Here is a 13,995-nt window from a genome sequence, read left to right as displayed (position 1 = left end):
GGCCTCCACCGAATTTCGAATTACGAGAAGTGAAACCACGACCATGATGCGCAGCCACTATTGCGGCCAACTGAACGAGACCCTGGAAGGTCAGGAAATCACTCTTTGCGGATGGGTTCACCGTCGCCGCGACCACGGCGGGGTGATCTTCCTCGATATCCGTGACCGTGATGGTCTGGCCCAGGTGGTGTTCGACCCGGATCGCGCCGAGAGCTTCGCCGCCGCCGATCGCGTGCGCAGCGAGTACGTCGTGAAGATCACCGGCAAGGTTCGCCTGCGTCCGGCCGGTGCGGTGAACCCGAACATGGCGTCCGGCGCGATCGAAGTGCTGGGCTATGAACTGGAAGTGCTGAACGAGTCGGAAACCCCGCCGTTCCCGTTGAACGAATATTCCGACGTTGGCGAAGAAACTCGCCTGCGCTACCGCTTCCTGGACCTGCGTCGTCCGGAAATGGCCGAGAAGCTGCGTCTGCGTTCGCGCATGACCACCAGCATCCGCCGCTTCCTCGACGAAAACGGCTTCCTGGACGTCGAAACGCCAATCCTCACCCGGGCCACCCCGGAAGGCGCGCGTGACTACCTGGTGCCGAGCCGCACCCACCCTGGTTCTTTCTTCGCCCTGCCGCAATCGCCGCAGCTGTTCAAGCAATTGCTGATGGTGGCCGGCTTCGACCGTTACTACCAGATCGCCAAGTGCTTCCGTGACGAAGACCTGCGTGCTGATCGCCAGCCGGAATTCACCCAGATCGACATCGAGACCAGTTTCCTCGATGAAAAAGAGATCATGGGCCTCACCGAGAAAATGATCCGCAACCTGTTCAAGGAAGTGCTGGACCTGGAATTCGGCGAATTCCCGCACATGACCTTCGAAGAAGCCATGCGCCGCTACGGTTCCGACAAGCCAGACCTGCGTAACCCGCTGGAACTGGTGGACGTGGCCGACCAGCTCAAGGACGTCGATTTCAAAGTATTCAGCGGCCCGGCCAACGACCCGAAATGCCGTATCGCCGCCCTGCGCGTGCCTGGCGGCGCGAGCATGCCGCGCAAGCAGATCGACGACTACACCAAGTTCGTCGGCATCTACGGTGCCAAGGGCCTGGCGTACATCAAGGTCAACGAGCGCGCTAAAGGCGTTGAAGGCCTGCAGTCGCCAATCGTGAAGAACATCCCTGAAGCCAACCTCAATGTGATCCTGGATCGTGTTGGCGCGGTTGACGGTGACATCGTGTTCTTCGGTGCCGACAAATCGAAGATCGTCAGCGAAGCCTTGGGCGCACTGCGGATCAAGCTGGGCCACGACCTGGACCTGCTGACCTGCAAGTGGGCACCGATGTGGGTAGTCGACTTCCCGATGTTCGAAGAGAACGACGACGGCAGCTTCAGCGCTCTGCACCACCCGTTCACCGCGCCGAAGTGCACGCCGCAAGAGCTGGAAGCCAACCCGGCTGGCGCTCTGTCCCGTGCCTACGACATGGTGTTGAACGGCACCGAGCTGGGTGGCGGTTCGATCCGTATCCACCGCAAGGAAATGCAACAGTCGGTCTTCCGTCTGCTGGGCATCAACGAAGCGGAACAGGAAGAGAAGTTCGGCTTCCTGCTCGACGCCCTGAAATACGGCGCGCCGCCCCACGGTGGCTTGGCCTTTGGCCTGGACCGCCTGGTGATGCTGATGACCGGCGCCCAGTCGATCCGTGAAGTGATTGCCTTCCCGAAAACTCAGAGTGCTGCCGACGTCATGACGCAGGCTCCGGGTGTGGTGGATGCCAAGGCATTGCGCGAGTTGCATATCCGTCTGCGCGAGACGCCGAAGGCTGAGTAAGGCTGCTGCGTGAAAGCGCACTGAGGTTTACGCAGTCTTAAAGGCGCATCTTCGGATGCGCCTTTGCGTTACAAGGGCTGTGCTTTAAAGAAAGAGGTCCGGCCTGGGGCGGGATTGATAAGGTTTCTAGAGAATTTCGGAGTTGTGTTATGGCTGGCCATTCCAAGTGGGCGAACATCAAGCACCGCAAAGAGCGTCAGGATGCCAAGAAAGGCAAGATCTTCACCAAGTGGATTCGCGAACTGACCGTCGCTGCGCGCCAGGGTGGCGGTGATCCGGGCTCCAACCCGCGTCTGCGCCTGGCGCTGGACAAGGCCCTCGGCGCCAACATGAGCCGTGACATCATCGACCGGGCCGTGGCCCGTGGTGCCGGCGCCGCCGATACCGACGACATGGTCGAGTTGAGCTACGAAGGCTACGGCCCGGGCGGCGTGGCGGTGATGGTCGAGTGCATGACCGATAACCGCAACCGCACCGCAGCAGCTGTGCGCCATGCGTTCAGCAAGTGCGGCGGCAACCTAGGCACCGACGGTTCGGTGGCCTACCTGTTCGAGCGCAAGGGGCAGATTTCCTTCGCGCCGGGTGTGGATGAAGATGCGCTGATCGAAGCTGCGATGGAGGCGGATGCCGACGACGTGGTGACCAACGAAGACGGTTCCATTGACGTGTTTACCTCGTTCGCAGGCTTCTATGCGGTGCGTAACGCGCTGGAAGCCGCTGGTTTCAAAGGTACCGACGCGGAAATCGTGATGCTGCCGACCACCAGTGCCGAGCTGGATCTGGACGGCGCGCAGAAAGTGCTGAAGATGCTGGATATGCTCGAAGACCTGGATGATGTGCAGAACGTCTATTCCAATGCCGACATTCCGGAAGAAGTGGCCGAACAGCTCACCTGAGAACGAAGAAAAGCCAATGTAGGAGCGGGCTTTTGTGGCGAGGGCGCTTGCTCCCGCTGGGGTGCCAAAGCCTGCGCCTGCTACGCAGTCGAGCGGGAGCAAGCTCCCTCGCCACAAAAGCAGCTCCCACATTGGATCTATGTGTATCCACAAAACTGCAGGCGTTATGACTTTAATCCTAGGTATCGACCCCGGTTCGCGCATCACCGGCTTTGGCGTGGTGCAACACACCCCGCGCGGCTGCGTTTACGTCGCCTCGGGTTGCATCCGCACCGGCGCGGGCGAGTTGGCCGAGCGCCTGCAGATCGTCTATCGCGGCGTGCGTGAAGTGATCCAGACCTACAAACCCGTGACCATGGGCATTGAAAAGGTCTTTATGGCCAAGAACGCCGATTCGGCGCTGAAACTCGGCCAGGCCCGTGGCGCCGCCATTGTGGCTGGCGCCGAGGAGGGCATGGGAATCGCCGAATACACCGCGACCCAGGTCAAGCAAGCGGTGGTCGGCACCGGCGCGGCCAATAAAGAGCAGGTGCAGATGATGGTCATGCACATGCTCAAGCTCACCTCCAAACCGCAGATCGACGCCTCCGACGCCCTGGCCATCGCCATTTGCCATGCCCACACCCGTTCCAGTCTGCTGCCTCACGGCCTGGGCACGGCACGCAGTCGTGGCGGGCGCCTGCGTCTCTGATAGCATCAGCGCAATCGTATTTTTCGGTCAGGCCTTGATCTGACCCCAAGCTTTAAGGATCTGAACCGTGATTGGACGCTTGCGCGGCACACTGGCTGAGAAACAGCCGCCGCACCTGATTGTGGATGTAAACGGGCTGGGGTATGAGCTGGAAGTGCCCATGACCACTCTGTATCGCCTGCCGTCGATTGGTGAGCCGCTGACTTTGCACACCCACCTGGTGGTACGCGAAGATGCGCACTTGCTCTATGGTTTCATTGGCAAGCGTGACCGCGATTTCTTCCGCGAATTGATTCGCCTCAATGGCGTCGGACCGAAGCTGGCGTTGGCACTGATGTCGAGCCTGGAAGTGGATGAATTGGTACGTGCTGTTTCGGCCCAGGACACCTCGGCGTTGACGAAGGTGCCGGGCGTGGGCAAGAAAACCGCCGAGCGCCTGCTGTTGGAACTCAAGGACCGCTTCAAGGCCTGGGAAGTGGTGCCGAGCATGTTTGCCCTGGTGCCCAATCAGCCGGACATGCCGGCGGGCCAGGTTGCGAGCGCCGAGAGCGATGCGGTCAGCGCGCTGATTTCCCTGGGCTATAAGCCGCAGGAGGCCAGCAAGGCAGTATCGGCCATCAAGGACAAGAACCTGAGCAGCGAAGACATGATCCGCCGAGCCCTGAAGGGAATGATTTAAGTGATTGAAGCTGATCGTCTGATCGCGGCCACCGGCCCCCGTGACCGTGAAGAAGTCCAGGACCGGGCTATCCGCCCCCTGAGCCTGGCCGACTACATCGGCCAGCCCACCGTGCGCGAGCAGATGGAGTTGTTCATCCAGGCCGCGCGGGGGCGCAATGAGTCTTTGGACCACACCTTGATCTTCGGCCCGCCAGGGTTGGGCAAGACCACCCTGGCCAACATTATCGCCCAGGAAATGGGCGTGTCGATCAAGTCCACCTCTGGCCCGGTGCTGGAGCGTCCGGGCGACCTGGCAGCCTTGCTGACCAACCTGGAACCCCATGACGTGCTGTTTATCGACGAGATCCACCGGCTGTCGCCGATCGTTGAGGAAGTGCTGTACCCGGCCATGGAAGACTTCCAGCTCGACATCATGATCGGCGAAGGCCCTGCGGCCCGCTCGATCAAACTCGACCTGCCGCCGTTCACCCTGGTGGGCGCGACGACGCGCGCGGGTATGTTGACCAACCCGCTGCGAGACCGTTTCGGCATTGTTCAACGTCTAGAGTTCTATAGCACGGCGGACCTGGCGACCATTGTCAGCCGTTCGGCGAGCATCCTCGGCCTGCCGCTGGACCCGGAAGGCGCGTTTGAAATCGCCCGCCGGGCCCGTGGCACGCCGCGGATTGCCAACCGTTTGCTGCGCCGCGTGCGCGACTTTGCCGAAGTGCGTGCCCAGGGGCATATCACCAAGGCCGTCGCCGACCTGGCCTTGAACCTGCTGGATGTGGACGAGCATGGCTTCGATCACCAGGATCGACGTCTACTCTTGACCATGATCGAGAAGTTCGACGGTGGCCCGGTGGGTGTCGACAGCCTGGCGGCCGCCATCAGTGAAGAGCGTCATACCATTGAGGATGTGCTGGAGCCGTACCTGATCCAGCAGGGTTACATCATGCGTACGCCGAGGGGCAGGGTGGTGACTCGGCATGCCTATCTGCACTTCGGGTTAAACATTCCGTCACGATTGGGTGAGATGCCCGTGGTAGACGAATTCCTCGATGCAGTAGACGATTAAAAAGACCACGCGGGTCGATTTATTCAAGGTTTGTGCTGTCCTAGTGGCTGGCGTCGTCATTCAGTCACAGGAAATGTTTCATTGAATGAAAAAACAGTTGCCTGACCGGATTGGCAACCTGAGGAGTAAGCACTAGAGTATGCGCGCGCAAAACGGGGATCAGTCGTTCGCACATCGCTGTCGCGTTTATTACGAGGACACCGATGCTGGCGGCATCGTGTATTACGTCAATTACCTCAAGTTCATGGAGCGGGCTCGAACCGAGCGGCTGCGGGAGCTGGGCTTTGCCCAATCCACGCTTGCAGGGGAGGACCTGTTGTTTGTCGTGCATTCCAGCGAGGCGCGTTATTACGCGCCGGCGCGGCTCGACGATGAGCTGCTGGTCAGCGCAGAAGTAATCGAATTGAACCGTGTCAGCCTGCGCTTTAAACAGCAAGTCAGGCGGGCGTCGGATGCAACGCTGCTCTGTGAGGGGCAGTTCCTGGTGGCGTGTGTGCGCACCAACAGTTTGAAACCTCGGGCCATTCCCGAAACTCTACGTGCGGCCTTTGCTGCCGTGAGCGGCGCGGGTAAACAATCAAAGCAGGAGATTTAGCGTGGAACCTACCGTCGTCGACCATTCCTCCATGTGGAGCCTGGTCAGTAATGCCAGTGTCGTGGTTCAACTGGTGATGCTGATCCTGGTAGCCGCATCGGTTACCTCTTGGGTCATGATTTTTCAGCGCAGCAACCTGCTGCGTGCCGGTCGACGTGCCCTGGAGAGCTTTGAAGAGCGCTTCTGGTCGGGTATCGACCTGTCCAAGCTCTATCGTCAGGCCGGCAGTAACCCTGACCCGGATTCAGGCGTCGAGCAGATCTTCCGCGCTGGCTTCAAGGAATTCTCCCGTCTGCGTCAGCAGCCAGGCGTTGACCCGGAAGCGGTCATGGAAGGCGTGGCGCGTGCCATGCGCGTGGCCATTTCCCGTGAAGAAGAGAAACTGGAGCAGAGCCTGCCGTTCCTCGCCACCGTCGGCTCCGTCAGCCCGTACATCGGCCTGTTCGGTACCGTATGGGGGATCATGAACTCCTTCCGTGGCCTGGCCCAGGCCCAGCAAGCGACTCTGGCCACTGTGGCCCCGGGTATCGCAGAAGCCCTGATCGCCACCGCGATCGGCCTGTTCGCTGCCATTCCCGCAGTAATCGCCTACAACCGTTTTGCTGCTCGCGGCGAGACCTTGATCAGCCGTTACTACACCTTCGCCGACGAATTCCAGGCGATCCTGCACCGTAAAGTGCACACCAGCGAAGAATAAGCAGGTAATTCCCAATGGCTTTAATCGCTCGAGCTCGCAAAAAGCGCAAGCCGGTCGCCGAGATGAACGTAGTGCCTTACATCGACGTGATGCTGGTGCTGCTGGTGATCTTCATGGTGACCGCGCCGATGCTCAATCAGGGCGTGAAGGTTGATCTGCCCAAGGTTTCCAGCGAAGCCTTGCCGCAAGACAACAACACTCAGGTCCTGACCATTTCGATCAAGGCTGACAAGACCTATTACTGGAACCTTGGCAGCGAAGTCGACACCCAGAAACAGCAGGACAAGGCCATGACCTTGCCGCAGATGACCGATGCCGTGACCAAGATCATCCGGTCCGGCAACGAGGGCGGCAAGCACACCCAGGTGTTCATTCGCGGCGACAAGGTCGTCGACTATGGCTCCGTCATGGGCGCCATGGGCGGGCTGCAGAAGGCCGGCGTCGGCAACGTTGGCTTGATTACCGAGGCGCCCTGATGCACCAACAGCGAGAGCCGTCCGCCTCGGAAAGCTTCTTCTGGCCTAGCGTCTGGGCAATTGCCCTGCACGTCCTGGTGTTTGGCATGCTGTTTGTCAGCTTTGCCATGACGCCGGACCTGCCGCCAGCCAAGCCGATCGTGCAGGCGACCCTGTATCAGCTGAAATCGAAAAGTCAGGCTACCACCCAGACCAATCAGAAGATTGCGGGTGAGGCCCAGAAGTCGGCTGCGCGCCAGACTGAAGTCGAACAGATGGAACAGAAGAAGGTCGAGCAGGAAGCGGTGAAGGCTGCTGCGGAACAAAAGAAAGAAGAGGCGGCTCAAAAGGCCGAGGAATCGAAAAAGGCTGACGAAGCGAAGAAAGCCGACGAGGCCAAAAAGGCTGATGAAGCCAAGAAGTCCGAGAAAGCTGCCGAAGCTAAAAAAGCTGAAGAGAAACAATTGGCTGATATAGCCAAGAAGAAAACTGAAGAAGAAGCCAAGAAAGCTGCCGAAGAAGAGGCCAAGAAAAAGGCCGCTGAAGAGGCCAAGAAAAAGATAGTCGAAGACGCGAAGAAGAAAGCCGCCGACGACGCCAAGAAAAAAGCTGAAGCAGACGAGGCGAAGAAAAAAGTCGCCGACGACGCGAAGAAGAAAGCTGCCGCCGACGCCTCCAAGAAAAAGGCCCAGGAAGCAGCGCGTAAATCCGCCGAAGAGAAAAAGGCCCAGGCCTTGGCAGATTTGCTCTCCGACACGCCGCAGCGTCAGCAAGCCTTGGCCGATGAACGTGGTGATGAAGTCGCGGGCAGTTTCGACGACCTGATTCGGGCACGGGCAGCGGAAGGCTGGACACGTCCACCTTCGGCACGCAAAGGCATGACAGTAGTGCTGCAGATCGGCATGTTGCCGGACGGTACGGTGACTTCGGTCAGTGTGGCCAAGTCCAGTGGTGACGGTTCGTTCGACAGTTCGGCGGTTGCCGCAGTCAAGAACATTGGCCGGTTGACCGAGATGCAGGGAATGAAACCAAGCGACTTCGCTCCCTATCGTTCATTCAAGATGACATTCACACCTGAGGATCTAGCCTTGTGAGAAACCTTCTTCGAGGAATGCTTGTCGTTATTTGCTGTATGGCAGGGATAGCGGCGGCGGATGAAAAGAACATCCTGGTCACCAGCGGTAGCGATCGGGCCACCCCGATTGCGGTTGTACCGTTTGGCTGGCAGGGCGGCAGCGTACTGCCGGACGACATGGCCCAGATCGTCAGCGACGACCTGCGCAACTCGGGTTACTACGCACCGATTCCAAAAGGCAACATGATCAGCCAGCCGAACCAGGCCAGTGAAGTCGTGTTTCGTGACTGGAAGGCAGTAGGTGCGCAGTACCTGATGGTCGGCAATATCGTGCCGGCTGGCGGTCGCCTGCAAATCCAGTACACGTTGTTCAACGTGGCCACTGAGCAGCAGGTATTGACGGGTAGCGTGTCCGGCACTGCCGAACAACTTCGCGACATGGCTCACTACATTTCGGACCAGTCGTTTGAAAAGCTCACGGGTATCAAGGGTGCTTTCTCGACGCGTCTGCTTTATGTAACGGCTGAACGCTTCTCCGTAGACAACACTCGCTACACGCTGCAGCGTTCGGACTACGACGGTGCGCGGGCTGTGACCTTGCTGCAATCGCGTGAGCCAATTCTGTCGCCGCGCTTCGCGCCGGACGGCAAGCGTATTGCCTACGTGTCCTTTGAACAGAAGCGTCCGCGCATCTTCGTCCAGCACATTGATACTGGTCGTCGTGAGCAGATCACCAACTTCGAAGGCCTCAACGGTGCACCAGCCTGGTCGCCGGATGGTTCGCGCCTGGCATTCGTGCTGTCCAAGGACGGCAACCCGGACATCTACGTAATGAATATGGCTTCGCGCCAGATCAGCCGTGTTACGAGCGGCCCTGGTATCAACACTGAACCGTTCTGGGGCAAGGATGGCTCGACCATTTACTTCACCTCTGACCGGGGCGGCAAGCCACAAGTTTACAAGGCGAGTGTGAGCGGCGGTGGCGCAGAACGCGTGACCTTTATTGGTAACTACAACGCCAATCCTAAGCTTTCGGCTGATGAAAAGACGTTGGTGATGATTCACCGTCAGGATGGTTTCACTAATTTCCGGGTTGCGGCCCAGGATTTGCAGCGCGGAACCGTAAAAATCCTCACAGATACCAACCTTGATGAGTCAGCCACTGTTGCGCCCAACGGCACCATGGTAATCTACGCCACCCGCCAGCAGGGCCGGGGAGTCTTGATGCTCGTGTCCATTAATGGACGCGTAAGGCTCCCACTTCCTACCGCACAAGGCGAAGTCAGAGAACCATCCTGGTCCCCTTACCTGAACTGACGCGGCGCTACAAAAAAGATTTGCTTAACACACTGGGGTTCATTAGGAGTTTCACGATGGAAATGCTGAAGTTTGGTAAGTTTGCTGCTCTGGCTCTGGCTTTGTCCGTAGCCGTTGGTTGCTCGTCTAAAGGCGGCGACAATGCCGGTGAAGGCGCAGCTGTTGATCCAAACGCTGGTTACGGCGCTAACACTGGTGCAGTTGACGGCTCCCTGAGCGAAGAAGCTGCTCTGCGCGCTATCACCACTTTCTACTTCGAATACGACAGTTCGGACCTGAAACCAGAAGCCATGCGCGCTCTGGACGTTCACGCGAAAGACCTGAAAGGTAACGGCGCTCGCGTTGTTCTGGAAGGTAACACCGACGAACGTGGTACTCGTGAGTACAACATGGCACTGGGCGAGCGTCGTGCGAAAGCCGTTCAGCGCTACCTGGTACTGCAAGGTGTTGCTCCAGGCCAACTGGAACTGGTTTCCTACGGTAAAGAGCGTCCAGTTGCTACTGGCCACGACGAGCAGTCCTGGGCTCAAAACCGTCGCGTCGAACTGCGTAAGTAATTCGTCATGCGAACGTGCCGTCGTGCTCTAACTGTATTGGCTCTCAGCTTCGCACCGCTTGCGGTGTGGGCTGCGGTTCCTGTGGAAGATAGCAACTCTGGCTATAACAATAGCGGGAGCAGTTATCCGCCAGCGGGTTATGGCACGAACGGCGCCTATGCTGGGGGGGCGGCTACGTCTGCCCCCTCCGCACAGGGCGAACTGTTCAACCAGCTGCAACGCATGCAGGATCAATTGGCGCAGCAACAAGGCACCATTGAAGTTCTGCAGAATCAAGTGAACCAGCTGAAGCAAGAAGGCCTGGAGCGATACCAGGATCTTGATCGACGTATTGGAGCCGGCGTTACACCAGCCGCAACTCCTGATAATTCTTCTGCCGGTGGCGCACCCAGTGCTGCTATCGGTGGTGCAGCAGGGGCTGCGGCTGCAAGCCAAGCCCCTGCCGCCAGCAGCGAACCGGGTGATCCGGCGAAGGAGAAACTGTATTACGATGCAGCCTTCGACCTGATCAAGGCCAAGGACTTCGATAAGGCCAGCAAGGCCTTTACCGCATTCCTGGGTCGTTATCCAAACAGCCAGTACGCGGGCAATGCCCAGTACTGGTTGGGTGAGGTGAACCTGGCAAAGGGTGATTTGCAGGGGGCAGGCCAGGCATTTGCCAAGGTCAGCCAGCTGTACCCCAAGCACGCCAAGGTGCCGGACTCGCTGTACAAGCTCGCTGACGTAGAGCGCCGCCTGGGTCATACCGACAAGGTCAAAGGCATTTTGCAGCAGGTGGTTGCCCAATATCCGGGCACTTCCGCCGCTCAGTTGGCCCAGCGGGACTTGCAGCGCTTGTAAGCGATGCAGCCCGTTCAGAAGAAACCCGCGCCTGGCGCGGGTTTTTTCGTTAGAATCCATGCCCTTTTATGAAACACGCTTCCTGGGGTTTACGCGTTGGCGCAATCCCTTGAAGTGCCTGACGGAGGCGGACAGCCTGTTTAGCTGTTACGCCCGTGGCGACTATGCAAGACACATTACGCATCACCGAAGTTTTTTACTCGTTACAGGGTGAAACGCGAACCGCCGGCCTGCCCACAGTATTTGTGCGCCTGACCGGTTGCCCTCTGCGTTGCCAATACTGTGACAGCGCCTACGCCTTTAGCGGCGGTACCGTGCGCACCCTTGAAGACATCCTTGAGCAGGTTGCCAGTTACCGGCCGCGCTACGTCTGTGTGACGGGTGGCGAGCCATTGGCGCAGCCGAATGCCATCCCCTTGCTCAAGCAGTTGTGTGATGCCGGTTACGAGGTGTCCCTCGAAACCAGCGGCGCCCTCGATATTTCCGCTGTGGACCCGCGTGTGAGCCGAGTGGTCGATCTCAAGACGCCGGGCTCCAAAGAGGCGCACCGCAACCTCTACGAGAACATGGACCTGTTGACGGCCAACGATCAGGTCAAGTTCGTGATCTGTTCCCGCGACGACTACGACTGGGCCAGCTCCAAGCTGATCCAGTACGGTCTGGACCGTCGCGCCGGCGAGGTACTGTTCTCCCCCAGCCACCACGACCTGAACGCCCGTGACCTGGCTGACTGGGTGGTGGCTGATAACCTGCCGGTACGCCTGCAATTGCAACTGCACAAATATCTTTGGAACGATGAGCCGGGACGCTGACATGACTGAACAAACGATCGATCAAAAACGTGCTGTCATCCTGTTGTCCGGTGGCCTGGACTCCGCCACCGTGGTAGCGATGGCGCAGGCTGAAGGTTATAGCTGCTACACCATGAGCTTCGACTACGGCCAGCGCCATCGCGCCGAACTGGACGCGGCTGCCCGTGTAGCCCGTGATATGGGCGTAGTCGAGCACAAGGTTATCGGCCTGAACCTCAACGGCATCGGCGGCTCGGCCCTCACCGACAGCAGCATCGATGTGCCGGAAGCACCGAGTGAAGGCATCCCTGTCACTTACGTGCCGGCGCGCAACACCGTGTTCCTGTCCCTGGCCCTGGGCTGGGCAGAAGTGCTGAAAGCCCGCGACATCTTTATCGGGGTCAATGCGGTGGACTATTCCGGCTACCCGGACTGCCGCCCGGAGTTCGTAGAGTCGTTCGAGCGCATGGCCAATCTGGCGACCAAGGCCGGTGTAGAAGGGCAGGGCTTCCGTATTCAGGCGCCGCTGCAGAACCTCAGCAAGGCCGATATTGTGAAGGCTGGTGTAGGACTAGGCGTGGATTACTCGCTGACTGTTTCCTGCTATCAGGCAGACAATGACGGCCGTGCTTGTGGGAAATGCGACAGCTGCCGACTGCGCGCAGAAGGGTTCCAAGCGGCCGGAATTGCGGACCCAACGCGTTATTTCTGATTTATTTCAAATAAGGTGTTGAATAATCCTTAGAAATCAGTATTATACGCGCCACCACACAGCGGGTCGTTAGCTCAGTTGGTAGAGCAGTTGGCTTTTAACCAATTGGTCGTAGGTTCGAATCCCACACGACCCACCATTTTTATAGCAGTTTAGAAAATCCGGAAGGCCCACGTAAGTGAGGATTTCCGGGTTTTTTTTTGTTCGCGATTTGGTAGTGAGGCGCATCGGCAAAGGTTCGCAAACGCCTATTCAATCTGTCTGGCATGCAGCCGTCCGAGGGGCAATCTAATGTTGGCTTTTGGTGATGTCGATAGGGGACTGCCCGTAAAATTGGCGTTTGCGGCGGGTCTGTCAGTCGTCCAGTCGTCGGCTTGAAGTGAATTAAGAAAAATCCTCAGAGCTTGTAAGCTCCACCTCAGTTCTTACACTCCTACACGCAAAACGTCGACCTTGATTGAGGGGATGAATGTTTTTGCAGGTCACTCATGGGCCACCTACGTGGGGAAGTGGGCGGACAGGATTCAACGCTACGTCCCACGACGTGGCTTTTGCCAAACCCTCCTATTGACTCTCCTGTTACGGGCACACCCTATTCTGAACGCTCAACTTTTCAGGATGCAGTGATGATGAGCAAGCGAGTACTGGTGATTCTGGGGCACCCCTCAACCGACAGTTTCTGTGGGGCGTTGACTGAAACTTATGTGAAGGCGGCCACACGTGCCGGGCACGATGTGCGTGTGTTGCGGCTGGATGCACTGCGCTTTGATCCAGTGCTGCACGATGGCTACAAACAGGTTCAGTTGTTGGAGCCCGATCTGCTCAAGGCTCAGGCTGATATCACGTGGGCCGAACACCTGGCGTTTGTCTATCCCATTTGGTGGGGCGGAATTCCGGCCTTGATGAAAGGCTTTTTCGATCGGATATTCCTTCCCGGGTTTGCCTTCAAGTACCGCGAAGGTAAAGCTTTTCCCGACAAGCTTTTGAAGGGGCGCACGGCTCACCTGCTGGTCACGATGGATACCCCGCCGTGGTACTACAAATGGGTCTATCGCATGCCAGGTCTGCACCAGATGCGCAAGACGACGTTGGAGTTCTGCGGCATCAAACCGTTGAAGACCCTCACGTTCGGGCCAGTGCTCGGTTCTGATCCCGCTCAGCGTGAAGTCTGGCTAAAGCAAGCCGAGGCTATCGCTGGCCGCTGACACCGCTGTTGCACAGCATCGCCTTGCAACAGGCGATGCCGGCTTCATCCCTGCCAATACACTGCCTTTTGACACCTTCGGGTTTCCGACCCCGTAGACATGTGTGAAGATGCGGCGCGCCAAAGTACGCGCCTCTTCTTGTGCCATAAAAAAGGATTTTTACATGTATATCGGCAAAGCCGCCCAGTTGTCGGGCACGACAGTCAAGACGATCCGCCACTATGAAGACATTGGTTTGCTGCCGCCGCCCGTGCGCGAAGGCAAATATCGGGTCTATAGCCAGCAAAGCGTTGAACTGCTGACGTTCATCAAATGCGCTCAGCAGCTGGGCTTCAAGCTCAAGGAAATGCAGGCGATCCTTCAGGATCACCGCGGCCAGGAGCTGCCGTGGGATTTGGCCAACCAGGCCATTGCGGATAAAAAGCTGGAGCTGAAAACCCAGATCGAAGGGTTGCAAAACATCTACGATGGCCTTGAGCAGTTCGAAAGCAGCCTCAAGGACGCCCAGTACCAATGCCAGTTTGAACATCTTTCCAAAACGGCCTGAACGACCTTGCTGCGTGACCTCATGAGGCGTTGTGCGCTGTTCGGAAACGCCGGCAACCGT

Annotated in this window: 16 protein-coding genes and 1 tRNA gene; all 17 read left to right on the top strand. The window is 58.3% G+C overall.

The genetic code is table 11. From position 1 onward, the window contains the following. Positions 1–43: 43 nt before the first annotated feature. The 17 genes from aspS (at position 44) to ACR52_RS17705 (ending at position 13,935) form a co-directional block, all read left to right on the top strand. Positions 44–1,819 (top strand): aspartate--tRNA ligase, encoded by a 1,776-nt coding sequence (aspS, locus tag ACR52_RS17785; protein ID WP_048727049.1) that lies wholly within the window; start codon positions 44–46, stop codon positions 1,817–1,819. 149 nt (positions 1,820–1,968) lie between these two features. After that, a complete protein-coding gene (locus ACR52_RS17780; RefSeq protein WP_048727046.1) occupies positions 1,969–2,715 on the top strand; it encodes a YebC/PmpR family DNA-binding transcriptional regulator in 747 nt (248 codons plus the stop codon). 166 nt (positions 2,716–2,881) lie between these two features. Continuing rightward, positions 2,882–3,406, top strand: coding sequence for a crossover junction endodeoxyribonuclease RuvC (gene ruvC, locus ACR52_RS17775; RefSeq protein WP_048727044.1), 525 nt, complete (start codon positions 2,882–2,884; stop codon positions 3,404–3,406). 67 nt (positions 3,407–3,473) lie between these two features. After that, on the top strand, positions 3,474–4,085 hold the full coding sequence (gene ruvA, locus ACR52_RS17770; RefSeq protein WP_048727042.1) for a Holliday junction branch migration protein RuvA: 612 nt from the start codon (positions 3,474–3,476) through the stop codon (positions 4,083–4,085). Then, positions 4,086–5,144, top strand: a complete 1,059-nt coding sequence (gene ruvB / locus ACR52_RS17765; protein ID WP_048727040.1) for a Holliday junction branch migration DNA helicase RuvB — start codon at positions 4,086–4,088, stop codon at positions 5,142–5,144. It begins immediately after the preceding gene. A gap of 139 nt (positions 5,145–5,283) precedes the next feature. Beyond that, on the top strand, positions 5,284–5,739 hold the full coding sequence (ybgC, locus tag ACR52_RS17760; protein WP_048727038.1) for a tol-pal system-associated acyl-CoA thioesterase: 456 nt from the start codon (positions 5,284–5,286) through the stop codon (positions 5,737–5,739). Position 5,740: 1 nt separating this feature from the next. Then, entirely contained in the window at positions 5,741–6,436 is a 696-nt protein-coding gene (tolQ, locus tag ACR52_RS17755) for a protein TolQ (RefSeq protein ID WP_048727035.1), read from the top strand. A 23-nt stretch (positions 6,437–6,459) separates the two neighbouring features. Continuing rightward, positions 6,460–6,912 carry a protein TolR gene (gene tolR, locus ACR52_RS17750; protein ID WP_161630238.1) on the top strand — a complete coding sequence of 151 codons (453 nt, stop codon included), beginning with the start codon at positions 6,460–6,462 and terminating at the stop codon, positions 6,910–6,912. Then, entirely contained in the window at positions 6,912–7,985 is a 1,074-nt protein-coding gene (gene tolA, locus ACR52_RS17745) for a cell envelope integrity protein TolA (RefSeq protein ID WP_048727029.1), read from the top strand. The genes tolR and tolA overlap by 1 nt, the downstream gene beginning before the upstream one ends. Before the next feature lie 17 nt (positions 7,986–8,002). After that, entirely contained in the window at positions 8,003–9,283 is a 1,281-nt protein-coding gene (gene tolB, locus ACR52_RS17740) for a Tol-Pal system beta propeller repeat protein TolB (protein ID WP_173439274.1), read from the top strand. Between the two features lie 56 nt (positions 9,284–9,339). Further along, a complete protein-coding gene (gene pal / locus ACR52_RS17735; RefSeq protein ID WP_048727024.1) occupies positions 9,340–9,840 on the top strand; it encodes a peptidoglycan-associated lipoprotein Pal in 501 nt (166 codons plus the stop codon). Between the two features lie 6 nt (positions 9,841–9,846). Continuing rightward, entirely contained in the window at positions 9,847–10,680 is an 834-nt protein-coding gene (gene ybgF, locus ACR52_RS17730) for a tol-pal system protein YbgF (protein ID WP_048727021.1), read from the top strand. A gap of 164 nt (positions 10,681–10,844) precedes the next feature. After that, a complete protein-coding gene (gene queE / locus ACR52_RS17725; RefSeq protein ID WP_048727019.1) occupies positions 10,845–11,492 on the top strand; it encodes a 7-carboxy-7-deazaguanine synthase QueE in 648 nt (215 codons plus the stop codon). A 16-nt stretch (positions 11,493–11,508) separates the two neighbouring features. Then, positions 11,509–12,183 carry a 7-cyano-7-deazaguanine synthase QueC gene (gene queC / locus ACR52_RS17720; protein ID WP_161799306.1) on the top strand — a complete coding sequence of 225 codons (675 nt, stop codon included), beginning with the start codon at positions 11,509–11,511 and terminating at the stop codon, positions 12,181–12,183. 63 nt (positions 12,184–12,246) lie between these two features. Next, positions 12,247–12,322, top strand: a tRNA-Lys gene (locus ACR52_RS17715). Positions 12,323–12,809: 487 nt separating this feature from the next. Continuing rightward, complete coding sequence (locus tag ACR52_RS17710) at positions 12,810–13,388, top strand: NAD(P)H-dependent oxidoreductase (protein ID WP_048727015.1); 579 nt, start codon at positions 12,810–12,812, stop codon at positions 13,386–13,388. Positions 13,389–13,551: 163 nt separating this feature from the next. Then, the gene (locus tag ACR52_RS17705) at positions 13,552–13,935 is read left to right on the top strand and encodes a MerR family transcriptional regulator (RefSeq protein ID WP_048727012.1); all 384 of its coding nucleotides are present in this window, start codon (positions 13,552–13,554) and stop codon (positions 13,933–13,935) included. The last annotated feature ends 60 nt before the right edge of the window (positions 13,936–13,995 follow it).

The sequence above is a fragment of the Pseudomonas fildesensis genome, assembly GCF_001050345.1.
GTDB classification, from domain to species: Bacteria; Pseudomonadota; Gammaproteobacteria; order Pseudomonadales; family Pseudomonadaceae; genus Aquipseudomonas; species Aquipseudomonas fildesensis.
Note: the sequence above shows the minus strand (reverse complement) of the source record. Positions and strands in the feature narration are given on the sequence as shown.

Bases quoted from the DNA above. Each gene is read 5' to 3' on its own strand.
- aspS (WP_048727049.1), top strand. From the start codon at position 44: ATGATGCGCAGCCACTATTGCGGCCAACTGAACGAGACCCTGGAAGGT.
- ACR52_RS17780 (WP_048727046.1), top strand. From the start codon at position 1,969: ATGGCTGGCCATTCCAAGTGGGCGAACATCAAGCACCGCAAAGAGCGT.
- ruvC (WP_048727044.1), top strand. From the start codon at position 2,882: ATGACTTTAATCCTAGGTATCGACCCCGGTTCGCGCATCACCGGCTTT.
- ybgC (WP_048727038.1), top strand. From the start codon at position 5,284: ATGCGCGCGCAAAACGGGGATCAGTCGTTCGCACATCGCTGTCGCGTT.
- tolA (WP_048727029.1), top strand. From the start codon at position 6,912: ATGCACCAACAGCGAGAGCCGTCCGCCTCGGAAAGCTTCTTCTGGCCT.
- tolB (WP_173439274.1), top strand. From the start codon at position 8,003: ATGCTTGTCGTTATTTGCTGTATGGCAGGGATAGCGGCGGCGGATGAA.
- pal (WP_048727024.1), top strand. From the start codon at position 9,340: ATGGAAATGCTGAAGTTTGGTAAGTTTGCTGCTCTGGCTCTGGCTTTG.
- ybgF (WP_048727021.1), top strand. From the start codon at position 9,847: ATGCGAACGTGCCGTCGTGCTCTAACTGTATTGGCTCTCAGCTTCGCA.
- queE (WP_048727019.1), top strand. From the start codon at position 10,845: ATGCAAGACACATTACGCATCACCGAAGTTTTTTACTCGTTACAGGGT.
- ACR52_RS17710 (WP_048727015.1), top strand. From the start codon at position 12,810: ATGATGAGCAAGCGAGTACTGGTGATTCTGGGGCACCCCTCAACCGAC.
- ACR52_RS17705 (WP_048727012.1), top strand. From the start codon at position 13,552: ATGTATATCGGCAAAGCCGCCCAGTTGTCGGGCACGACAGTCAAGACG.